This is a genomic window from Rhizobacter sp., assembly GCF_031412075.1.
Lineage (GTDB): Bacteria > Pseudomonadota > Gammaproteobacteria > Burkholderiales > Burkholderiaceae_C > Rhizobacter.
Genome location: NZ_JANOCG010000387.1, coordinates 1 through 19,729, shown reverse-complemented (window position 1 = coordinate 19,729; position 19,729 = coordinate 1). Strand labels below are relative to the sequence as shown.

General features: G+C 67.5%; 24 protein-coding genes. 6 read left to right on the top strand and 18 right to left on the bottom strand.

Features of this window, described 5'->3' with window-relative positions:
* Window positions 1-54 precede the first annotated feature (54 nt).
* The 8 genes from RMO40_RS14605 to RMO40_RS14570 all read right to left on the bottom strand — a co-directional run bounded on the left by RMO40_RS14605 (window position 55) and on the right by RMO40_RS14570 (window position 6,496).
* Window positions 55-279 carry a hypothetical protein gene (locus RMO40_RS14605; protein ID WP_309722663.1) on the bottom strand — a complete coding sequence of 75 codons (225 nt, stop codon included), beginning with the start codon at window positions 277-279 and terminating at the stop codon, window positions 55-57.
* A 91-nt stretch (window positions 280-370) separates the two neighbouring features.
* A complete protein-coding gene (locus tag RMO40_RS14600) occupies window positions 371-1,585 on the bottom strand; it encodes a GGDEF domain-containing protein (RefSeq protein ID WP_309722660.1) in 1,215 nt (404 codons plus the stop codon).
* Window positions 1,586-1,764: 179 nt separating this feature from the next.
* Complete coding sequence (gene soxA / locus RMO40_RS14595; RefSeq protein WP_309722658.1) at window positions 1,765-2,505, bottom strand: sulfur oxidation c-type cytochrome SoxA; 741 nt, start codon at window positions 2,503-2,505, stop codon at window positions 1,765-1,767.
* Between the two features lie 116 nt (window positions 2,506-2,621).
* Complete coding sequence (gene soxZ, locus RMO40_RS14590; protein ID WP_309722655.1) at window positions 2,622-2,951, bottom strand: thiosulfate oxidation carrier complex protein SoxZ; 330 nt, start codon at window positions 2,949-2,951, stop codon at window positions 2,622-2,624.
* 5 nt (window positions 2,952-2,956) lie between these two features.
* Complete coding sequence (locus RMO40_RS14585) at window positions 2,957-3,394, bottom strand: SoxY-related AACIE arm protein (protein ID WP_309722652.1); 438 nt, start codon at window positions 3,392-3,394, stop codon at window positions 2,957-2,959.
* Window positions 3,395-3,399: 5 nt separating this feature from the next.
* Window positions 3,400-3,837, bottom strand: coding sequence for a sulfur oxidation c-type cytochrome SoxX (gene soxX, locus RMO40_RS14580; protein WP_309722648.1), 438 nt, complete (start codon window positions 3,835-3,837; stop codon window positions 3,400-3,402).
* Complete coding sequence (locus tag RMO40_RS14575; protein WP_309722644.1) at window positions 3,837-5,996, bottom strand: molybdopterin cofactor-binding domain-containing protein; 2,160 nt, start codon at window positions 5,994-5,996, stop codon at window positions 3,837-3,839. Before RMO40_RS14575 ends, soxX begins: the two co-directional genes overlap by 1 nt.
* The gene (locus tag RMO40_RS14570; protein WP_309722641.1) at window positions 5,993-6,496 is read right to left on the bottom strand and encodes a 2Fe-2S iron-sulfur cluster-binding protein; all 504 of its coding nucleotides are present in this window, start codon (window positions 6,494-6,496) and stop codon (window positions 5,993-5,995) included. Before RMO40_RS14570 ends, RMO40_RS14575 begins: the two co-directional genes overlap by 4 nt.
* Window positions 6,497-6,628: 132 nt before the next feature.
* Here RMO40_RS14570 and RMO40_RS14565 point away from each other — a divergent pair, with 132 nt between their 5' ends.
* Window positions 6,629-6,958 (top strand): c-type cytochrome, encoded by a 330-nt coding sequence (locus tag RMO40_RS14565; protein WP_309722636.1) that lies wholly within the window; start codon window positions 6,629-6,631, stop codon window positions 6,956-6,958.
* Entirely contained in the window at window positions 6,958-8,223 is a 1,266-nt protein-coding gene (locus tag RMO40_RS14560; RefSeq protein WP_309722687.1) for an FCSD flavin-binding domain-containing protein, read from the top strand. Before RMO40_RS14565 ends, RMO40_RS14560 begins: the two co-directional genes overlap by 1 nt.
* A 73-nt stretch (window positions 8,224-8,296) precedes the next feature.
* On the opposite strand, the gene RMO40_RS14555 is transcribed toward RMO40_RS14560, so the two are convergent.
* The 3 genes from RMO40_RS14555 to RMO40_RS14545 all read right to left on the bottom strand — a co-directional run bounded on the left by RMO40_RS14555 (window position 8,297) and on the right by RMO40_RS14545 (window position 9,996).
* Window positions 8,297-9,055, bottom strand: coding sequence for an alpha/beta fold hydrolase (locus RMO40_RS14555; RefSeq protein ID WP_309722634.1), 759 nt, complete (start codon window positions 9,053-9,055; stop codon window positions 8,297-8,299).
* A 67-nt stretch (window positions 9,056-9,122) separates the two neighbouring features.
* Window positions 9,123-9,575, bottom strand: a complete 453-nt coding sequence (locus RMO40_RS14550; protein ID WP_309722631.1) for a protein tyrosine phosphatase family protein — start codon at window positions 9,573-9,575, stop codon at window positions 9,123-9,125.
* A gap of 7 nt (window positions 9,576-9,582) precedes the next feature.
* Window positions 9,583-9,996: a hotdog fold thioesterase gene (locus RMO40_RS14545; RefSeq protein WP_309722628.1), complete on the bottom strand. Its 414-nt coding sequence runs from the start codon at window positions 9,994-9,996 to the stop codon at window positions 9,583-9,585.
* A 135-nt stretch (window positions 9,997-10,131) separates the two neighbouring features.
* Here RMO40_RS14545 and RMO40_RS14540 point away from each other — a divergent pair, with 135 nt between their 5' ends.
* From RMO40_RS14540 to RMO40_RS14530, 3 genes are all read left to right on the top strand, one after another.
* Window positions 10,132-11,070, top strand: coding sequence for a hypothetical protein (locus RMO40_RS14540; RefSeq protein ID WP_309722626.1), 939 nt, complete (start codon window positions 10,132-10,134; stop codon window positions 11,068-11,070).
* Between the two features lie 172 nt (window positions 11,071-11,242).
* Window positions 11,243-13,306: an elongation factor G gene (fusA, locus tag RMO40_RS14535; RefSeq protein WP_309722623.1), complete on the top strand. Its 2,064-nt coding sequence runs from the start codon at window positions 11,243-11,245 to the stop codon at window positions 13,304-13,306.
* 34 nt (window positions 13,307-13,340) lie between these two features.
* Entirely contained in the window at window positions 13,341-13,850 is a 510-nt protein-coding gene (locus RMO40_RS14530; RefSeq protein ID WP_309722620.1) for a CinA family protein, read from the top strand.
* Between the two features lie 7 nt (window positions 13,851-13,857).
* Here the strand turns inward: RMO40_RS14530 and RMO40_RS14525 are convergent, their stop codons facing one another.
* The 4 genes from RMO40_RS14525 to RMO40_RS14510 are packed head-to-tail and all read right to left on the bottom strand — an operon-like array spanning window position 13,858 to window position 16,350.
* Complete coding sequence (locus RMO40_RS14525) at window positions 13,858-14,505, bottom strand: hypothetical protein (RefSeq protein WP_309722617.1); 648 nt, start codon at window positions 14,503-14,505, stop codon at window positions 13,858-13,860.
* A complete protein-coding gene (locus RMO40_RS14520) occupies window positions 14,502-15,497 on the bottom strand; it encodes a hypothetical protein (RefSeq protein ID WP_309722615.1) in 996 nt (331 codons plus the stop codon). Before RMO40_RS14520 ends, RMO40_RS14525 begins: the two co-directional genes overlap by 4 nt.
* The gene (locus RMO40_RS14515; RefSeq protein ID WP_309722612.1) at window positions 15,458-15,661 is read right to left on the bottom strand and encodes a hypothetical protein; all 204 of its coding nucleotides are present in this window, start codon (window positions 15,659-15,661) and stop codon (window positions 15,458-15,460) included. Before RMO40_RS14515 ends, RMO40_RS14520 begins: the two co-directional genes overlap by 40 nt.
* Window positions 15,658-16,350 (bottom strand): methyltransferase domain-containing protein, encoded by a 693-nt coding sequence (locus tag RMO40_RS14510; RefSeq protein ID WP_309722609.1) that lies wholly within the window; start codon window positions 16,348-16,350, stop codon window positions 15,658-15,660. The genes RMO40_RS14515 and RMO40_RS14510 overlap by 4 nt, the downstream gene beginning before the upstream one ends.
* 380 nt (window positions 16,351-16,730) lie before the next feature.
* On the opposite strand from RMO40_RS14510, the gene RMO40_RS14505 reads away from it, so the two are divergent.
* Window positions 16,731-17,270: a c-type cytochrome gene (locus RMO40_RS14505; RefSeq protein ID WP_309722606.1), complete on the top strand. Its 540-nt coding sequence runs from the start codon at window positions 16,731-16,733 to the stop codon at window positions 17,268-17,270.
* Between the two features lie 102 nt (window positions 17,271-17,372).
* Here the strand turns inward: RMO40_RS14505 and RMO40_RS14500 are convergent, their stop codons facing one another.
* The 3 genes from RMO40_RS14500 to RMO40_RS14490 form a co-directional block, all read right to left on the bottom strand.
* Window positions 17,373-17,660, bottom strand: coding sequence for an immunity protein Imm33 domain-containing protein (locus RMO40_RS14500; RefSeq protein WP_309722602.1), 288 nt, complete (start codon window positions 17,658-17,660; stop codon window positions 17,373-17,375).
* Between the two features lie 418 nt (window positions 17,661-18,078).
* Complete coding sequence (locus RMO40_RS14495; RefSeq protein ID WP_309722599.1) at window positions 18,079-19,314, bottom strand: saccharopine dehydrogenase NADP-binding domain-containing protein; 1,236 nt, start codon at window positions 19,312-19,314, stop codon at window positions 18,079-18,081.
* A 52-nt stretch (window positions 19,315-19,366) separates the two neighbouring features.
* Window positions 19,367-19,729: hypothetical protein (locus RMO40_RS14490; RefSeq protein ID WP_309722596.1), on the bottom strand; the 363-nt coding region annotated here is incomplete at its 5' end.

Here is a 19,729-nt window from a genome sequence, read left to right as displayed (position 1 = left end):
CGCTGGCCCCGAGGGCGGGGTACGCGGCGCGCCGCGTTCTCGCGCGCTGAGTGTTCAGGCGGGTTGTGTGGCCACCAGCTCGATCGCACGGGTCGCCACGTAACGCTTGAAATCGGTGAGCGGGATCGCCGCGGCACCGTGGGTGTCGCCGTCGACCCAGCTGATCGTCGCGTCTTGCGCCGTCTCTTCGATCTCGCAAGGGCCCTGCGGAATGGTGATGTTGGGACCATCGCCTTCGCGGTAAACCACCGCGCCGCGAATGTGTGCGTTCTTGCCCAAGGCCGCTCCTGAAGTTATCGGCTGTTTGATTCTCAGCAGCCCGGCGCATTCGGGGCAGCGGGCAATGGCCCCTGCGGGGGTAGTCAATCGCCTACGCGGGGCAGATCTTGACTGGGCTACCGAGGCTCGGGCTCTCACTGGGTGCAAGTTCCGGCTCGTGGCGAACGGCCCGGTTGCGCCCCCCTTGCTTGGCAGCGTACATGGACAGGTCGGCCTCGGCGTGCAGGCGCTCCACACTCGTGGGGTGGTCGCCGGTGGCTGTCGACACACCCATCGAGACGGTGATGCGCAGCGTGTCGCCGGCGGGCGTGGTGATCACAAGCGCCTCGGCCGTGGCACGGAGCATCTCGGCCACGTTCAGGGCGCCCGGCATGTCGGTGTCCACCAGCAGCACCGCAAACTCGTCGCCACCGAGCCGGCCGAATGCATCGGCTGAACGCAGGCGGGCGCGCAGCGCCTGGGCCAGGGCAGTGAGCACCGCGTCTCCGGACGCGTGGCCTCGTGTGTCGTTGACTTGTTTGAAGTTGTCGAGATCGATCACGATCAGCGAGGCTGAGGTGGTGTCGCGCTGAGCGCGTTCGAGGGCATGGGTCAGCAGGGTGTTGAAGGCGCTTCGATTCAGGCACCCGGTCATGCTGTCGTGAGCGGCCAGCGCGTCGAGCCGGTGCGCCGTTCGTTCCAGGTTGGCCAGCACGAAGCCGTAACCGGCACCCAGCGGGAACAGGAACGATGCAAGGTAGGTGAGGCCATTGCCCAGGCTGGCCTGGAAGTAGCCGCTGAAGTCTTCCGGGTGCAGCACGGCGTTGCCCACACGAACGAGTAGCGCGGCACAGGTGAGGCCCAGCGTCACCGCCACCGTGCGCAGGGACGCTTCGGCGTGCCAGCCCCGCCTGACCAAGAGCCACACCATGAGCGCCAGTTGGGCCGCAAGCAGCAGCGAGATGACGATCGTGCGAAGCGCCAGCGGCGAGCTCATCACCATTGCGGTACACAACCACCCCACCCACATCAGGCCGGTGTGCCAGCGAGGCCATTCTTGCCCCAGCAAGAAGCGGTGCAGGGCGCGGCTCATCAGGTGCAAGGCGAAGAAGACCAGCCCGTTGCCGAACAAAATGGCGATCCATTCAGGCAGGAAGACGCGGGAGGACAAGGCCACGAAGGAGGCCAGCAGCATCCAGACGCTGCACACCCACAGCCGGAGCTCGATACCGGCACCCCGCAGGGGGCGAGAGAATGTCAGTGCGGAAACAAACAGAGCGCAGGAGAGAAACAGCGCGACGAAGATCGTCGGCACGTGAAGCAACATGGTTTCGCTCTCCGGGTGAGCCCTCCTCGTCAGGGTGATGCTCAGTCTATGTGACAAGGTGTACGGCAGGCGGGCCAGCGCCCCGTCAAAACCCTCAGGCACATGCGATTTCGCACCCGTTGTGCCAGCGTGTACCCAGGCCTGGGTTCGGTGCGAGCAGCACCGGGACGGTTGACCGCTCAGGGCCGCACGGCCGGCGCCTCGGCCTGCATGCCTCGGTCACGCCAGGCGAGGTACAGCTCCAGCTCCACCAAGGCTTGCGAGCCATATGGAAAGGCTTCGGCACGCACCCCGGTCATGCAGTTGCGTAAGCGCCGCTGCAAGGAGCCGAGGTTTTGCCATTCCAGCCGGTACAGCGGGTAGCCGTTCGCATGGCCTTGCGGGATCACGCTGCCGCCGAGCCTGAGCCCCGCGCGCTCGTCGTGGCACTGAGCGCACGACAAGTCGAGCTGGCCGATGCGCTGGCGGTACTGCGCGGCACCGCGTTCGCGAAACGGCAGCAGCTTGGGGTCGTTAGACGGTGCGATGGGCAGGCTGCGTGATTGAAGTGCGACAAAACTTTCCAATGCCAGCAGCTCCTGGCTTTCGAGGGCCAGCGGTGCGGCCGCCTGGTGGCGTTCGCGGCACAGGTTGATGCGCTGGGCCAGGTTCACCGGGCGTTTCAGCGGCGCATCAAAGGCCGGGTAGTGCGCCGCCACACCACGCATCGACGTGCGGGCCGCGCCGTGGCAGCCGGCGCAGCTTTTGGCCGAGTGTGTCGGCGCACGCTCCCACAGCGCGGCACCGTCTTGCACCCACAGCATGCCGGGGTTCTGCATGTCGTCGCGCTGCATGGCCTGGGTTTGCGGGCTCATGTCGTCGAAGCCCGAACGGCGGGTGTCGGGCTGGGCCGATGCTGTCGAGCACAGAGTCAGCGCCATCAGCACCAGCCAGCGAGGCGCGTTGGGTCGTTCACTCCGCTCCGTTCGGGCTGAGCCTGTCGAAGCCAGCGCCGTGCTCTGCAATCCCTTCGACAGGCTCAGGGCGAACGGAGGTGTCACGATGCTGATGTCACGGTGATCGGCACGGTTTCCGTTTGCGCAAAACCGTTGTCGCCTTCCCAGGTGAAGCTCAGCGTGCCGCTCTCGGTGGCCACGGTGGTGAAGGTGAGGTAGGGGTTGGCGGCCACGGCCGGGTAGAGCTCGGCGCTGAAGACGAGCTCGTTGTTGTAGCGGCAGCTGAAGCGGTTGATCAGGTTGCGCGGCTTGGTCTGGCCGTTGGCGTCGGGGCGAAAGCCGGTCTCCATCACGTGCGCGATCAGTGTGCGCAGCTCGATGATGTCGCCTCGCCTGGCGCTGGTCGGTGCGGTGATCAGGGTGCGGGCCATGTGCGTTACTCCAGGCAGGCGGCCAGCGTGACCAGCACATCGACCGCATGCGACCAGTAGGTGCCATCGTTCAGGCGCGCCACCGCCACCAGTTGTTGCGACGTGGCCAGCCGGATGCGCGTCGACACCTGCGCCCGCCCGGCGCGCGGCCCCAGCGTGAAGCGCACCACGTCGCGCTGCGGGTTGCGGTCGTTGAAGACGGCGATGCCGGTCACGTGCTCGGCCGCCGTCATCGCACTCTGCACGCTCACGGTGATGGGCACGGCGTTGCCGTTTTCCACCAGGGGCGACACGTCGAGCAGCACCTTGCCCACGTTCACCGGCGCGCCGTTGGCGTAGCTGCGAATGGCAGCCTGCATCTCCGACGAGGTGGCGTAGGCCGGCCGCACGATGACGCCGGTGCCGAGTGCGAGGGTCAACTGAAGAATGTCGCGGCGTTGCATGGGATTTATTTCAGCGTGAGCAGGTAGGCGACCACGTCTTCCACCTGCTGTTCGTTCAGCAGCGTCTTGCCTTGCCATGCGGGCGCCACACGTTGGAGGCCAGCGCTTCGGTGGTAGGCCGGCATGATGGTCTGCGGGTTCAGGCGCTGTGCGTCGGCAATGCGCAGTCGCAACTGGCCGGCCGACCAGCGGCTGCCGGCGCCGGCGAGATCGGGCGCCAAGCTGCCTTGGAAACGGTCTTCGGGAAACGGCCCGGTGTGGCACAAGAGGCACAAGCCGGTCTGCCGGCTGGCGACGATCTCGCGGCCACGTGTGGCGTCACCGGGCACGGTGGTGAGCGCCTGCGGAATCGCATCACCCACCACCTTCAACTCGGCCGCCGGCGCCGTGGCCGCGCACGCCACGGCGAACGCGGCCGTGGCGATGCGCGCAGGAAGCCGCATCAGGCTTTCTTCAGGCTGTGGTTCTTCAGCGGCAGGTCGCGGATGCGCTTTCCGGTGGCCGCAAAGATGGCGTTGAGCACCGCCGGCGCGGCCACCGCGATGGTGGGCTCGCCCACACCGCCCCAGAAGCCTCCCGAGGGCATCACGATGGTTTCGACCTTGGGCATCTCGTCCATGCGCAGCACCGGGTAGGTGTGGAAGTTGGTTTGCTCGATGCGGCCGTCTTTCACCGTGCACTCGCCATACAGCGCCGCCGACAGGCCGTAGGCGAAGGAGCCTTCGACCTGCGCCTCGATCTGCTGCGGGTTGACGGCGTGGCCGCAGTCGGTGGCCGCCACGATGCGGTGGATCTTGAGTTTGCCTTCGTCGCTCACCGACACCTCGGCACACGCCGCCACGTAGCTGCCGAAGCCCATGGTCTGCGCCAGGCCACGGTACACGCCTGCGGGTGCTGGCGTGCCCCAGCCCGCGCGCTCGGCGGCGGCGTTCAGCACCGCCAGGTGCTTGGGCGACTTGGCCATCAGCTTGCGCCGCAGCGCCAGCGGGTCTTGCTTGGTGGCGTGGGCCACCTCGTCGAGAAAACACTCGAGGTAGATGGCGTTCTGGTTCAGGTTCACACCGCGCCAGAAGCCGGGCGGCACATGCGGGTTGCGCATGGCGTGGTCGACCAGCAGGTGGGGGAAGGTGTAGCCGATCGACGCTTCGGGCCCCGGCGGGTTGAGGCCCTGGAAGACCACCGGGTCCTTGCCTTCGCGGATCATTTGCGGGAACACGCCCGCCAGGATCGACTGCCCCGAAATGCGCATGTGCAGCGCCGTCAGTTCGCCTTGTGCGTCGAGCCCCGCGCTCAGCTTGCACTGCGTGACGGGGTGATAGCGCCCATGCGTCATGTCTTCTTCGCGCGACCAGATCAGCTTGACGGGGGTGCCCGGCATTTCCTTGGCGATCTGCACCGCCTGCGTCACCCAGTCGTGCGTGGCACCGCGCCGGCCGAAGCCACCGCCGAGCAGCAGCTTGTAGACCTCGCACTGCGCGGGCGGCAGGCCGGCGGCCTCGGCGGCGGCGGCCAGCGCGGCCTCACCGTTTTGCGTGGGTGTCCAGACTTCGCAGCGCTCAGGTGTGTACTTCACCGTTGCGTTCATGGTTTCCATGGTCGCGTGGTTCTGGTGTGGGTACGAATAGACCGCTTCAATCTTGCGGGCTGCGCTGGCCAGTGCCGCGCGGGCGTCGCCGTTGCTGTTGCCCACCACGGCCTGCGGTGCGTCGAGCCCGGCCTTCAGCGTCTCGGCGGTCTGCGCGCTGTTCACCTTGGCATTCGGGCCTTCGTCCCACTCGATGGGCAGGGCGTCGAGGGCGGTCTTGGCGTGCCACCAGGTGTCGGCGATCACCGCCACGGCGCTCTCACCCACGCGCACCACCTTCTTCACGCCCGGGCGCTTGGCGATGGCCGCGGCATCGAGGCTTTTCACCTTGCCGCCGAACACCGGGCAGTCCTTGATGGCGGCGTTGAGCATGCCGGGCAGCTTGAGGTCGGAGCCATAGACCTGCGCGCCGGTGAGCTTGTCTTGCGTATCGAGCCGAGCGAGCGGCTTGCCGACGAGCTTCCAGTCTTTCGGGTCTTTCAGCGCCACCTCGGTGGGCGGCGTGAGCTTGGCGGCGGCGAGCGCCACCTTGCCGTAGCTCGTCTTGCGGCCGGTGGGTGTGTGCGTGATCACGCTGGCGGCGGCGCTGCATTCGGCCGCCGGCACCTTCCATTCATCGGCCGCCGCTTGCACGAGCATCGTGCGGGCGATCGCGCCGCCCTTGCGCACGTACTCGTGCGATTCGCGGATGCCGCGGCTGCCGCCGGTCGAGAAGTTGCCCCACACCCGCTTGCGCGCCAGGCTCTGACCGGGTGTGGGGTATTCGGTTTTCACCTTGGCCCAGTTGCAGTCGAGCTCTTCGGCGACCAGTTGCGCGAGACCCGTGAGCGAGCCCTGGCCCATCTCGGAGCGGGCGATGCGGATGACCACCGTGTCGTCGGGTTGCACCACCACCCAGGCGTTGATCTCGGGTGAGCCGGCAGTGGTGGCCGCGCCGGCAAGCGGGATGTGAAAGGCGACAACAAGGCCGCCGGTGGCGCCGATGAACTCGCGCCGAGAGAGTGTGATGGCGCTCATGCCTTGTCTCCCTCGAGGTGCTGGATGTTGATCGCGGCGCGCTTCATGTCACCGCCCTGGGCCGCGACCTTGATGGCCGCACGCACGCGGTTGTAGGTGCCGCAGCGGCAGATGTTGGTCATGGCCTCGTCGATGTCGGCGTCGCTCGGGTTGGGCTTGGCCTTGAGCAGCGCGCTGGCCGCCATGATCATGCCGGCCTGGCAGTAGCCGCACTGCGGCACGTCGAGTGCGGCCCATGCCTTTTGTACCGGGTGGTCGCCCTTGGCCGACAGGCCTTCGATGGTGACGATCTTTGCCTTGGCCTCGACGCTGGACACCGGCCTCACGCAGCTGCGGGTGGGCACGCCGTCGATGTGCACGGTGCAGGCGCCACATTGCGCGATGCCGCAGCCGTATTTGGTGCCGGTCAGCCCCAGCTGCTCGCGCAGCACCCACAACAGCGGCGTGTCGGGTTCGGCGTCGAAGCTGAGGCGTTTGCCGTTGACGTTGAGCGTGGGCATGGGACGTGTCTCCGGTCGACGGCGAAATGGCCGAAGCGGCGAGCATGCGACAAGGCTAAAACCCTCACAAGCATGGGGAATGGGTGAACTGGGCGCAAGATGCCGCCGTCGCCCGTTGGAGAGCCGTGCCCGATGAACCCGCTGCAACCGTGTGTGCGTTTCTCGTGGGCCCTGGCCCTGATCGGCACGATGGCGGGCGCCCAAGCCCAGCCCACCAGCGCCACCTTGCAGCTGCGCACGCTCGCCGCCACCTGCGCGGCTTGCCATGGCACCGATGGGCGCGCCGTGCCCGACGCGGGCATCGTGGGCCTGCGCGGGCGCGACCGCAACGAACTCGCCCTGCAGCTGCTTGCCTTTCGTGACGGCACCCGGCCCGCCACCGTGATGCACCAGATCGCCAAGGGCTACACGCCCGAGCAGATCGACCAGCTGGCTGCCTACTTCGCGGGCCTGCCACGATGATGAAGCGGCGTTCGCTGGTGCTCGGTGGCAGCCTGGTCGGCCTGGGTGCGTGTGCGTTGCCGCAGGCCGTGCCCGCCAGCGCCAAGGTGGTGGTGATCGGTGGCGGTTTTGGTGGCGCCACGGCGGCGCGTTATGTGCGGCTGCTGTCGGGCCAGCAGATCGACGTGGTGCTGGTCGAGCCGAATTCGAGTTTCGTTTCGTGCCCGATCTCCAACCTGGTGTTGGGCGGCACACACACGCTGTCCGACATCACCACCCGCTACGACGCGCTCGCGTCGCGCCACGGTGTGCAGTGGGTGCGCGACAGCGCGGCCGGCATCGACGCGGCCAAAAAAACCGTCACGCTCGCCTCGGGTGCGAGCCTGCGCTACGACAAGCTGGTGCTCTCACCCGGTGTGGAATTGATGTTCGACGAGGTGCGCGGCCTGCGCGCCGCGCAGGCGTCGGGCCAGGTGCTGCAGGCCTGGAAAGCCGGCGCCGAAACACTCGCACTGCGCCGCCAGCTCGAGGCCATGCCCGATGGCGGTGTGTATGCCATCAGCATCCCCGAAGCACCCTACCGCTGCCCGCCCGGGCCGTATGAACGGGCGAGCGTGATCGCGGCGTATTTCAAACGTGCCAAGCCGCGCGCCAAGGTGTTGATCCTCGATGCCAACAACGATGTCACATCCAAACCGGCCTTGTTCAAGAAGGCCTGGAGCGAGCTCTACCCCGGCATGCTGGAGTACCGGCCCTTGCACAAGGTGATCGAGGTCGATGCTGCGGCGAGCCGCGTGCGCATCGAGCTGCAAGACGATGTGCAGGCCGACGTGCTCAACGTGCTGCCGCCGATGCGCGCCGGCACGCTGGCCGTGCAGGCTGGCCTGGCCAATTCGGCGCGGCGCTGGTGTGGGGTGAACTACCTCGACTTCGAATCGACCGTGGCCAAAGACATCCACGTGCTGGGCGACTGCATTCAAGCCGCGCCTGGCATGCCCAAGAGCGCCCACATGGCCAACGCCCACGCCAAGGTCGCGGCCTCGGCCATCGTCGCCCAGTTGCTTGGCCTGGAGGTCAACACGAGCCCGATGTTGACCAACACCTGCTACAGCTTCGTCGACGACACACATGCCATCCACGTGGCCAGCGTGCATGAGTACGTGGCCGCTGAAAAAACCTTCAAGCCGGTGGCGGGTGCGGGCGGTGTGTCGGCGCTGCGCAACGAGGCCGAAGGCGCTTATGCAATGGCCTGGGCGCGCAACATCTGGGCCGACACGCTGGGTTAGCCTCTCGCTCAGCTCCCTTCGACAGGCTCAGGGCGATCGGGAATACAAGCTCAGCCAGAACGGAGGTTCGGCGTCATGGCCTGCCCGTCAGCAACGGCCAATACAAGGGGTGCCCCGAGATCGTGTTGTGCGAGGTACGCGGCAGCACGTGCAGCACGGCTTGGCCCTTGGCGAAACGCGCAAACAGCTGTTTGGTGCTGGCGAGTGGAATCACCTCGTCTTGGTCGGCCGCGATCAGCAGCGCCGGCGCGCGCACCTGCGCCGCATGGTGACCCGAATCGAAGCGGTCTTTCAACATCCAGCGCACCGGAAAGGCCGGGAACTGCGCCGCCGCCAGCGCCTGCAGGCTGTCGTAAGGCGTCACCAGCACCAGCTGTGCCACCGGCCGCTGGCCGGCCAGTTGCACGGCCACACCCGAGCCCAGGCTGCGGCCGATCACGGTTACCCGAGGGTGGGTCTGGTGCACCTGGTCAAACAGAGCCAGCGCGTCTTGGGTCAACGCCGCTTCGCTCGGCGAGCCGCCGCTGCCGCCATAACCCCGGTAGTGCAACAGGTAGACGGCATGCTGCGGGTAAGCCTCGGCCAGCGGCGCGAGGCTCTGGCTCACGTCCTCCGCATTGCCACCGAAGTAGATGACGGCGTCAGGCCCGGCGTGCTCGCGCACCGAGGCCAGCACCGGGACCTCGCCCCGGCTCAACTGCATCACCGGCGTGCGCGCCGCTGCCGGCTGCGGGAAATAGATCAACGACCGCTGAAAGACATACAGCGCGACGCACAGGCCGGCGTAGCCGATGGCGGCGATGAGCAGCAGCGTGGCGGTCAGTCGCATCATCGCGGTGCTTTGATGAGCCCGCCCGCGCGGTGGTGAGTGAGCGACGCGGCGATGCTTTGGAATGGCGTCACGGGCGGTCTTTGAGGGCGTCGTCAATGAAGGCCGACCACACCGGGTTGGGCTCCCACAGGTCGTGCATCAGGTCGAACGCAGCCTCGGGCGCTGCACCCCCGCGCAGCACACGGTAGAGGCCCAGAAAGGCCGACACCCGCATGTTGGCCGCGCAATGCACCCACACCCGTTGGCCGGCGTGTGCCTGCATCGCGGCAAAGAAGGCCAGCAGGTCCGCCCGCATGGGCGTGGCGAACTGCACCGGGATGTGCACGTAGCTCATGCCCAGCGAGGCCACCGTGCCGGGTTCGTCGGGCAGCGAGTAGCGCGGGTCGTCGTGCAGCGCGAGGTTGATGACGGTGTCGAAGCCGGCCTCGGCAATGGCACCCAGCTGCGCCACGGTGGGCTGGCCCGAGGTGGCGAGTTGGTCGTTGACGGCGCGGTGGTTGTAGATCGAGCTGAGGGTCATCGCTTGCTTATGACTTGCCATACAACACCATCTGCGTGCAGCGAAACAGCGCCAGCGTCTTGCCGGTGTCGCGATGGGTGACGACCGAGTCCCAGACCTGCGTGGTTTTACCCAGGTGCACGGGTTTGGCCACGCAGGTGATGGTGCCGTCGCGTGCGGTACCGAGGTGGTTGGACTTGAGCTCGATGGTGGTGAAACCGACCGCACCTTCGGGCAGGGTGGCCAGGCAACCGCAGCCCGCGCAGGTGTCGGCCAACGTGACCACGCTGCCGGCGTGCAAGAAGCCGTTGGGCGCCATCAGCGCGGGTGTCACCACCATCTCGGCGTGCACTTCCTGGGCTGTGATCTGGGTGATGACGATGCCCAGGTGGCCCGGCAGGTTGTGGGCGCCACGTTGGTTGAATTGGTCTGCGGTGATCATGGGTGCTCTCGTTGGGGGCCAGAAGAACCGGAGACGAATATAAGAGACAGCACCCACCGCTGATGCCCATTTCTGCGCAGCGGGCTTGCCGCTTGTGCCACGCTGCGCCAAAGGCTCGCCCCACGAGGTCAGGCCATGGACGCACGGAGACAAACAAGCGCATTCGCACGGTGGGCCGTTCTGGCCTTGGCCGCAGGCGTGGTGGTGTTGGCGCTGGCCGTGGGCTGGCGTCTGGGTTGGCTGCATGCCGAAGCCTCGCGCCCCTTGCCGGCTGCACCCACCCCGCAGGCCTTGTTGACACCCACACCACAGCCCGTGCGGCCGCTGCCGCCCACAGACACCCGCGTGATGATGACGGCGCCGCGCCGCCCCGCGCCGCGCGCCACGGGGCTGGTGGAGGTGTGCGGTTTTGGTGTGGTGCAGGTGCCACCCGACGACCCCGACCCGGTGCAGCGCATTCCGCGCGCGCTGCGCCAGTCGGCACTCGAAACCATGGACGCGCTGATGCTCGCCAGCGACGACACCCAGGTGCGCGCCGCCGCGCTGTGGATGGGCGCACGCCTGCGGGGCCGCGACGTGCGCGGCCGCATCGAGCAGGTGGCGCGCTTGGCGGCCAGTTCGCAAGACCCGTTTGTCTACGCCATGGCGATGGAGGCCTGCAAGGGCCGCAGTGCGAACGACGGCGGTTCGTGTCGGCTGCTGAGCACCGCCCAGTGGGTGCGCCTCGACCCCGACAACGCCGTGCCCTGGCGCGCGCTCGCCGCCGAGGCGCGTGATCGTGACGAGCCGCTGGCCGAACTCGCGGCGCTGCAGTTTGCCGACCGTGCGGCGCGCAGCGACGTGCATGCCGGCCGGCTGCCGCTGCTGGTCGAGAAAGCGATGGGCCCGCAGGCTGCGTCGCTGCAGCGCACGCTGGCCCTGAGCGCCGGCTGGAGCGCCGAGGCGGTGTGGTCCGCGTCGCACGGCCAGCCGGCCGCCGACATCGTGAGTGGACCCGCGCAACAAGGCGCCGACCTCAGCTGCGACAACGTCGACCGCCTGCAGCGGCGATGGATTCGCGTGTCTCGGCGGTAACAACGGGCGCGCGCGCCGGCCCGATCCGTCCACCGCGAAACCTCGCGTTGCCTCGCGGCGGGCGATCCCGTACGCTACGACCCGTAGCCCCCGCCGTGGCGTGCACGCGCCACGCGAGGACTCGATCCGCAATCCTTCCAGCTGGTCGCGCAGTGCGCACGGGGGTGTCGGCATGTCGAGTTCCAACCATCCGGGCATGGCCCGCATCCGCAGCCTGGCCCTGGTCGGCCAGACCACCGCGGGCAAGACGAGTCTGGCCGAGGCGCTGCTCGCACGCAGCGGCACGATAGGCGCCGCGGGTTCGGTCGAGCGAGGCAGCACCGTCTCCGACCATGACCCGATGGAGCGGCGCCTGCTGCACTCGCTGCAGGCCTCGCTGATGCACTTCAAGCACGGCGACGTGGTCGTGCACCTGATCGACACCCCGGGCTATGCCGACTTCGCCGGCCATGCGCTGTCGGCACTCGAAGCGGTGGACACGGCGGCCATCGTGATCAACGCGCAGGCGGGCATCGAACAGATGTCGCTGCGCATGATGGACTGGGCCGGCCAGCGCGGCTTGTGCCGCCTGATCGTCGTCAACAAGATCGATGCGGCCGAGGTCGATTGCGGCGCGCTGGTCGAGCGTCTGCAAGAGGTGTTTGGCAAGGAGTGCCTGCCGCTGAACCTGCCGCTGGCCCACGGCAGCGCGGTGATCGACTGCTTCTTCAACACCAGCGACCACCCGGCCAAGCCCACGCAGTTTTCATCGGTCGAGCGCGCGCACCGCGCGCTGGTCGAGCAGGTGGTCGAGGTGGATGCGGGTTTTGTCGACCGTTACCTGAATGACGGCGATGTGGACCCGCGCGAGCTGCACGCCCCGCTGGAGCAGGCGCTGCGTGAAGGGCACCTGATTCCGATCTGCTTCGTGTCGACACGCACCGGTGCGGGTGTGGGTGAGCTGCTCGACGTGATCGAGCGTTTGTTGCCCAACCCGAGCGAAGGCAACCCGCCGCAGTTCTACAAAGGTGAGGGCGACGCTGCGAAGCCGGTGCGCGCCGAGCCCGACCCGGCGCAGCACGTGATCGCGCATGTGTTCAAGGTCGCCAACGACCCTTACGTGGGCAAGATGGGTGTGTTTCGCATCCACCAGGGCACGGTCACGCGCGACAGCCAGCTCTACGTGGGCGATGGGCGCAAGCCCTTCAAGGTGGGCCACTTGTTCATGCTGCAAGGCAAGGAACACATCGAGGTGCCGTGTGGCCTGCCCGGTGATCTGTGCGCGGTGGCCAAGGTCGACGAGCTGCACTTTGACGCGGTGCTGCACGACGCCGCTGACGACGACCACTGGCATCTGAAGCCGCTGCCCTTCCCGGTGCCGGTGCATGGCCTCGCGATCGAGCCCAAGCGGCGCGGTGACGAGCAGCGGGTGTGGGAAATCTTGCAAAAGCTCGTCGACGAAGATCCCTGCCTGCGACTGGAGCATGCGGTGGCCACCAACGAGAGCATCGTCTACGGCCTTGGCGAGCTGCACCTGCGCACCCTCGTCGAACGCATGAAAGAAGTGCACCACTGCGACGTGGTCACACGCCCGCCGCGCATTGCCTACCGCGAGACGGTGACCCTGGCGGCCGAAGGCCACCACCGGCACAAGAAGCAGTCGGGCGGAGCCGGCCAGTTCGGCGAGGTCTACCTGCGCGTGGCGCCGCTTCGGCGCGGCGAGGGCTTCCAGTTTGCCGACGAGGTGAAAGGCGGGGCGATTCCTGGCCAGTTCATCCCGGCAGTTGAAAAAGGCGTGCGGCAGGCGCTCGAGAGCGGCGTGCTCGCCGGCTTTCCGGTGCACGACCTGCGCGTGACGGTGGTCGACGGCAAGCACCACAGCGTCGACTCGAAAGAGATCGCGTTCATCGTCGCGGGGCGCAAGGCCTGCATCGACGCGGTGCTCAAAGCGCGCCCCATCGTGCTGGAGCCGATCGTCAAGCTGGAGATCACCGCCAAGGAGCCGAGCCTGGGCGACATCACCGGCGACCTCGCCTCAAGGCGCGGCCAGATCAGCGGCACGAGCACGCTGCTCGACGGCAGCATCGTCGTGCGCGGCGAAGCGCCGCTGGCCGAGCTGTCGGCCTACCAGACGCAGCTCAACGGCCTGACCGGCGGCGAGGGCCGATACACCATCGAGCTCAGCCACTACGACCCGGTGCCGCCGAACCAGCAGGCGGCGCTGGCCAACCTGTTCAAGCCACGCGAAGAGGATTGACGGCGGCCGGTGCGTGCCGCCGCACAATCCTCCGATGGACATCACTCCCCTGTTTGCACTCGGTGCGCGCGTGGGCGACAAGCTCGCCGCGCGCGGCGAAACGATCGCGGTGGCCGAGTCGTCCACCGGCGGGTTGATCTCGGCGGCCTTGCTGTCGCGCGCTGGCGCATCGGTGTACTACCTGGGCGGCGCGGTGGTCTACACACGCCGCGCGTTCAGGCTCCTGACCACGCTCACGGCTGACGACGTTTCCGGTATGCGCTCGTCGAGCGCACCCTACGCGCAGCTCCTGGCGCGGCACCAGCGTGAGCGTTTTCGTACGACCTGGGGCGTGGCCGAAACGGGTGCTGCCGGGCCGAGCGGCAACCCCTACGGCGACCCCGCCGGTCACTCGTGCCTGGCGGTTGATGGGCCGGTGAACCGCGATCGTGTGCTGCGCACCGGCGTGGATGACCGGGCCGACAACATGCTCACGTTTGCGATGGCGGCGCTTGCGTTGCTGGAGCAGGCCATCGATGCCGCGCCGGCAGGCCCAGCGCGCTAGCCAGAGGTCAGGGGACCTCGCGGCCTTCGACGCTGTCGCCCTTCAGGCATTTCTTCAGCATGTCGCGTGCTGCCAGGCCCGAGTGCCAGTCGAGTGAAAAGATCTGCTTGCCCTGGTGGTCGATGGTGAAGGCGAGCTTGTCTTCCATGCCGGCCAGGGCGGCGTCGATCGTCGGCACCGCAAAGGCGATCTCGTCGGACATGCCGCCGATCGTGCGGTTGAAGGCGGTCACGCGGGCCGGTGCATCGGCGCCTTGTTTCAGCGTCACCTGGACTTTCTGGATGGCCTTGGCATCGTCGGGCCGAGGGAAGCCCTCTCCAGGCTCGATCGCGACGAAGCCGAGCATGGCACCCTTGTAGGCACCCCCCGGGCCGGTGACGGTGATCATCCTGTCGGCCTTCCAGAACACCGCCGTGCAGAACTCGCCCGGCCGCGCATCGCGCTTGCCCTGGAAAAATTGCCAGAAGCCCTTCTCGACCTTCTGGCGTCGAGGGTCGTTGGCCACGCGGCTCTTCGATTGTTCGATCGCCCCCTTGGCGTTGATCTCCTTCTTGGCCGTGGACACCAGGTCGTCCATCGGGTCGTAGCCCTTCGGTTGCGCGCTGGCGCCCGCGCAAGCGATCAGCAGCACAGCCCCGGTCAGCAGTCTTTTCATTTGGGGGCCTCCAACAACCCGCTGCAGGCAAACATGACCTGGCCCAACTGGTTCGAGTTGGTCCAGATGCGCACATCGGCGACACGCGGCGTGTTCTTGTCGTCGGTGTGCATCACGAACTGCACGTTGCAGTTTTCGTACAGGCCTTGCTCCCACACCGCGCCCTGGCGGTTGCCGACGACGACGCGGTTGTCGAACTCCCGGCCGTAGCTGAGGAAGCGCAGCTTGCCCACATCGGAGACGAGCGGTGCGCCCATCGTCGCGGCGACCTCGCTGTCGGTCTTGCCTTCCCACACCGACAGCATCAGCCGCTCGTTGCGCGACATCGCGCGGCCCTTGCGCACCTCGGCCGCGGCGCGCTGTAACTCGAACTTCGCATCCATGCGCTTGATGTTGGCTTCGAGTTGCGGCTTGACCTCGGCAACCAGCGTGTCGTACTGCTTTTGTATTTGCGCCATCTGCGCCTGCGCCACTTCCAGCTCCTTCTTGGTCGGGCGGCTCGACCACTTGCCTGACGGGTCGGGGCGCTTGGCACCCTGCCACAGCACCCACCATGAGAAGTCGAGGTACTCGGGCGCGCTCTGCTGGCCCACGAGCTGCAGATCCTCTGGCAGGCCGATCTTCTTGATCTCGTTGCGGAAGACGGCGGCGTCGTTGTTGGCCTTGGCCGCCTTGATCATGGCGCCGCGCATCACGTCTTCGTGGCAGGCGATCTTGTGCAGCTTGAGCAGCACGACAGACGCCGACGTGCGCCATTCGCCCGCCGGCAGTGGCTCGCTCTTCAGGTCCTCGCGGCGCAGTTTCCAGCTGCCTTCGCCGACACGCACCTTCACCGGCGCGTCGAAGGCCGGCTGCGGCGGGATCTTCTTGCCGTCGTACGCATACTTGACGACGCACTCGAACTGCAGCCGAAGCGAGCTGAACTCGGGCTTGTCGGCGCTTTCGTAGACGATCACGGTGTCGAGCTGGCGCACGCTGGTGGGGCCGAGCACTTGTCGAGCGGCGTGCGGGTCAGCACCACCGCGAAGTCGGCGTAATAGGCCTCGCGCTGGCCCTCATCACCCTGCACATGAACCAGTGCCGACTGGGCGAAGCCCGTGGTGCTGAGGCAGCAGGCCGCGCACGCCAGCGCAGCACGCAAAAGCCGTGTTGTCATGGTGAGTATTGCCTCCACTGCGGTTTGCGAGCCACGATGAAGACGCGCATGTCCTTGCGCTTCGTTCCGTGCCGCTCGACGGCCTCGATCTTGAGCCCGTTGCGCTCCATCGCCGCCTGCAGTTTCGCCGAATCGAAGACCAGCACCTCAGGCGCCTTGCCCAAAGCGCGCATCAGCGGCACCAGCACACGCGGCACGATCGGGTTCATCTCGGCAAGACAGGGTGTCTTCGAGATGAAGAGCCCGTCGGGCTTCAGCGAGGCAAGCGCGGCCTGAAGCGCGCCGTCGAGATCCGACACGAGGTGCAACACGTTGAATGCCAACACCGCATCGTGACGCGATGCGCCGGCCACCGGCGCATCGGCATCGGCCACTTCGAAGCGCAGCTGCGGCAGCGGTTGCGCTGCCAGCTTTTCGCGGGCGATCGCGATCATTTCGCGGGACACGTCGGTGGCCAGCATCTCGCGCGTGCCTGCCGCCAGGCGCAGTGCGGTGGTGCCCGTGCCGCAGCCGATCTCCAGCACGGCGTGTTCGGGCGACAACAGCGACTTCACGCGCTGCAGCGTGGCTTCGTAGCCGGCGATGTCGGCGATGGGGTCGGCCGCGTACTTGCGCGCAATCCGGTCCCAGAAGCGGGCTTTCGCCAGCGCCCGCGCTTCGCCGGCCGGCAGTGAGGGAGGGGGTGACATGGGGCGTGAGTTCATCGGCGGCGAAGTGAGTGAGGGTGCGTGGCCCGGGGGCGCTCGCCATGCTATCCATGCATGCAGGGCGCTGCATCATCGAGAATTGCAGACAACTCATGCATCGGCGTATGGATCAACCCGATTGGAACCAGCTGAAGGCCTTTCTGGAGGCCGCCGAGACGGGTTGCCAGACTTGATCGCACGCCGGATCCGGCTGGTGTTCGACATGCTCGCCGTGGCGCTGGGTGCGGAGCCGGAGCCCGCCGCTTCAGCCGATCTGCGGTCGCCGGGGAGTGATCCTCGTGCCAGAACCCTGATCCTGGGCAAGGTTTGGGCAAAGGCTGCTTGCCACAATCGACGCCAACACATGCAACGAGGTGGCCACCATGACGAAGTTGTCGATGCTTGCCATTCAGCGGCGCGCCCGGCGGATGGGGGCCAAACGCCGTGGCCTGTTGTATGGCACTGCGTTCGTTTCGACCCTGTGGCTGGCCGGCTGCAGCGGCGTGGAGCTGCAGAACCGGCAAGCCGCCGACGAGCTGGCACGGATGTCAAAGTCGCCGGGCTCGGTTTACACCGGCTGGCGTGTTTTCCAGGACCGGTGCGCGGGTTGTCATGGCGCCGCTGCCACGGGCGTGGCGGGGGCCGGGTCCGATCTGTTGCCACGGGTTCGCGAGATGAGTTCGCGCCGTTTCGTGAGCCTTGTGCTCACGCGCTACGACTGGGGCCTTCCTGCAGCGCGACCCGGCAGCGACAAGGCGGCGCAAGAGATCTTGATCGAAGAGGTGGTGCAGGGCAAACAAGGCGCCATCACGATGCCCGCATGGCAAGGCGAACCGCGCGTCAACGCCCACATCACGGACCTGTATGCCTACCTCTCGGCGCGCAGCGAAGGGCGGCTCGGCACGGGCCGGCCAGTCCCTTGAGGCAAGCTGGTGCTCGCGGTGCTGATGCACGCCAGCATCTCGTCGCGCGCGCTGGACTTGAGCCCGCCTCTCCCGCCACGGCCCAACAGAGGTGCAGAGCGCTTATTCCAGCGGAACCGCTTCGAAAGCCCCGCTCGCACCGGCGCGCTCGAAAGCCGAGCCGGTCGGGTGATTCAGAAGTGGTGCGACCTCGGGATGCTCGAGGGCGAAATCCGCCAACACGCAGGTGATGTAGTGCGTGGGTTGGTTCATGTACTTCTCGCTTTCGCTGCCGCTGAGGAAACGCCAGCCGCTGTCGTTGGGCGTCGCCGGTGCGGCGCGATAGGCGTAGCCGACAGGCTTCTGGTGGGTGGTCAGTACTTCGGTGGCTACGCAGGTGAGAGAGGTCATGGAGAGGGCGTTGGAAAGGGCGAGTGAGCCGGGAGGGGAGAGCGTGTCCCACGCTTGCTATTCTGAACGGAGACGGCTGAACGGAGACAGCTGAACGGAGACAGGTTTGCAGCGTGAGGAGCCGTTCGGCGCCGGCGGGCGTACTCACGGTATCCGCCATCAAGCCGACGTTCGGCTCGGCCACCTGCGCTGGCCCGAGCGGCAGCTATACGAGGGTCGCTACGCATGGTGGTTGGCAACGGGCGCGGTCCGGTGCGGCCGCAGGCCAGGCGCGCGTACGGTCGACGACAACGAGCGCATCGGAACGGCGCGCATCGGGAAGGTGGGCGTGGAGCCCGTAGGCGCTGACGTAGCCGCAAGCGCGGCAGGCTTGCTCCAGGCGGTCACCATGCGGTGAACCGGGCACGGCCCGCGTGATTCATCGGTCTTCCTGCGCCGCGACGATCGAAAACTGCAAACCCGCCCGCGCCTGCAATCGGCGCACCAAGGTCAGCCCCATCGCCGCACCGGGCGTCCACACGCCGCCTGCGGCCAGGCCCCGGTCGATCTCCTCGACCATGCACAGCGCGGCCTCGGAGATCATCTTCGAGGTTGAACCATAGCCCGGGTCGCGGTCGCCCTTCACCAGGGCCTGCAGCGTTCGGCCGTCGGCCGTCTCGCCGCTGAACTGCAGTTCGTAGCGGCCCGTTTCGCGCTCGTGTGCGCTGGGGCCCTCGCCCGGCTTGGGCAGCACGAATCGGCCCAGCAAGGCACGTGTCGGTGCGAAGCCCAGCAGCGCGTTCTGGATGCGGCCATTGAGCGCCATCGCCCGCGCCCGCCGCTTGCCCGCAGCGCCGTCACCGCAGAGCATGCGTTCGTCGTAAACGAAATCGCTTCCCCAGGGGTGGCCGCGCAAGGCGTTGGTGCGGTGGACGTTCTTGGTGTTGATCGGCGCCATGATGAAGGGGGCCGTCCACGCGCGCGCCATCTCGTCGTAGGCTGCTGCCTCGCTTGCGGGTTGCGCCGGCCCGCGAAAGCCGGGCGTCAGCGCGAACGGGTCGGCCAGTGTGCGCGCCACCGCGGGCTCGCGCCCCGCCTGCTCGATGGTGGCCAGGGCGCTGGCCAGGGTGCCCCCAGAGAAGCCGCCCTTCATGACGCGCACGCGTCCGCGGACCCGGCGCAGCGGTGCGCCGAAACGCCTGAAGGCTTCGTCCTGCAGGAAGACGACGCCCAGGTCGAAAGGAATGGAGTCGAAGCCGCACGAGAAGACGATGCGCGCTCCGCTGGCGTGAGCAGGTGCCTGCAGGCGCGGAATCATCTGTGCCATCCAGGTGGGCTCGCCGCAGAGATCGAAGTAGTCTGTTCCCGCGTTTGCACAGGCTGTCACCAGGGCCTCGCCGTGGCGCTGGTAGGGCCCCACCGTGGTGATGATGGCCCGCGCCTGCGAGACCAGTGCGGCCAGCGATGCGGCGTCTGCCGCGTCGGCCTCGAGCAGCGGCACCCTGTCGCCAGCACCGATGAGCTGACGAACCTCGCGCAGCTTGGCCAGGTTGCGCCCGGCCATGGCCCATGCCACTTCGCCGCCCGCGCCATAGCGCGAATTAAGGTGGTCGGCCACCAGGCGCCCGGTAAAACCGGTGGCGCCGAAGACGATCAGATCGAGAGCTCTTGGCATGGTGTTTCGGGCAGACCCGGTGCACAGAGGATTGCGCCCACAGCCCCAAAGGTCATCGCGCGTTGCTCTGCCTGAACTTCGGTGGCGGCACGAACTGCGAATCGCGCACCGGCTCCACGCGCCAGCTTTTGACTTCCTGGCTGAAGGACAAGAGTGGCCGCTCTGCGCCGCCCGAGGCGCCCCCTCCGCCCCCCAGGAGCCCGGCCAAGCCCCCCGCCACGCCGCCGGCGCCGGAACTTCCGGCGCTGCCTGCATCCTGAGCCGCGCCGCCGCATGCGTTGCCCCGGTAGAAGAGCTTGAACTGGCTCAGGATCGGCTGGCCCTTGATGCGCTCCATCTGTCGCGCCACGTTGAAGAGCGCGGCTCGCTCCGCAGCCGTCATCGACTGCGCGAAGTAGCGATTCATCGTTTCGAG

What these genes read in the sequence shown, in the direction of transcription:
- RMO40_RS14600 (WP_309722660.1), bottom strand. Translation starts at nt 1,585, where the DNA reads ATGTTGCTTCACGTGCCGACGATCTTCGTCGCGCTGTTTCTCTCCTGC.
- soxA (WP_309722658.1), bottom strand. Translation starts at nt 2,505, where the DNA reads ATGGCGCTGACTCTGTGCTCGACAGCATCGGCCCAGCCCGACACCCGC.
- soxZ (WP_309722655.1), bottom strand. Translation starts at nt 2,951, where the DNA reads ATGGCCCGCACCCTGATCACCGCACCGACCAGCGCCAGGCGAGGCGAC.
- RMO40_RS14585 (WP_309722652.1), bottom strand. Translation starts at nt 3,394, where the DNA reads ATGCAACGCCGCGACATTCTTCAGTTGACCCTCGCACTCGGCACCGGC.
- soxX (WP_309722648.1), bottom strand. Translation starts at nt 3,837, where the DNA reads ATGCGGCTTCCTGCGCGCATCGCCACGGCCGCGTTCGCCGTGGCGTGC.
- RMO40_RS14575 (WP_309722644.1), bottom strand. Translation starts at nt 5,996, where the DNA reads ATGAGCGCCATCACACTCTCTCGGCGCGAGTTCATCGGCGCCACCGGC.
- RMO40_RS14570 (WP_309722641.1), bottom strand. Translation starts at nt 6,496, where the DNA reads ATGCCCACGCTCAACGTCAACGGCAAACGCCTCAGCTTCGACGCCGAA.
- RMO40_RS14565 (WP_309722636.1), top strand. Translation starts at nt 6,629, where the DNA reads ATGAACCCGCTGCAACCGTGTGTGCGTTTCTCGTGGGCCCTGGCCCTG.
- RMO40_RS14560 (WP_309722687.1), top strand. Translation starts at nt 6,958, where the DNA reads ATGAAGCGGCGTTCGCTGGTGCTCGGTGGCAGCCTGGTCGGCCTGGGT.
- RMO40_RS14555 (WP_309722634.1), bottom strand. Translation starts at nt 9,055, where the DNA reads ATGATGCGACTGACCGCCACGCTGCTGCTCATCGCCGCCATCGGCTAC.
- RMO40_RS14550 (WP_309722631.1), bottom strand. Translation starts at nt 9,575, where the DNA reads ATGACCCTCAGCTCGATCTACAACCACCGCGCCGTCAACGACCAACTC.
- RMO40_RS14545 (WP_309722628.1), bottom strand. Translation starts at nt 9,996, where the DNA reads ATGATCACCGCAGACCAATTCAACCAACGTGGCGCCCACAACCTGCCG.
- RMO40_RS14540 (WP_309722626.1), top strand. Translation starts at nt 10,132, where the DNA reads ATGGACGCACGGAGACAAACAAGCGCATTCGCACGGTGGGCCGTTCTG.
- fusA (WP_309722623.1), top strand. Translation starts at nt 11,243, where the DNA reads ATGTCGAGTTCCAACCATCCGGGCATGGCCCGCATCCGCAGCCTGGCC.
- RMO40_RS14530 (WP_309722620.1), top strand. Translation starts at nt 13,341, where the DNA reads ATGGACATCACTCCCCTGTTTGCACTCGGTGCGCGCGTGGGCGACAAG.
- RMO40_RS14525 (WP_309722617.1), bottom strand. Translation starts at nt 14,505, where the DNA reads ATGAAAAGACTGCTGACCGGGGCTGTGCTGCTGATCGCTTGCGCGGGC.
- RMO40_RS14515 (WP_309722612.1), bottom strand. Translation starts at nt 15,661, where the DNA reads ATGACAACACGGCTTTTGCGTGCTGCGCTGGCGTGCGCGGCCTGCTGC.
- RMO40_RS14510 (WP_309722609.1), bottom strand. Translation starts at nt 16,350, where the DNA reads ATGTCACCCCCTCCCTCACTGCCGGCCGGCGAAGCGCGGGCGCTGGCG.
- RMO40_RS14505 (WP_309722606.1), top strand. Translation starts at nt 16,731, where the DNA reads ATGACGAAGTTGTCGATGCTTGCCATTCAGCGGCGCGCCCGGCGGATG.
- RMO40_RS14500 (WP_309722602.1), bottom strand. Translation starts at nt 17,660, where the DNA reads ATGACCTCTCTCACCTGCGTAGCCACCGAAGTACTGACCACCCACCAG.
- RMO40_RS14495 (WP_309722599.1), bottom strand. Translation starts at nt 19,314, where the DNA reads ATGCCAAGAGCTCTCGATCTGATCGTCTTCGGCGCCACCGGTTTTACC.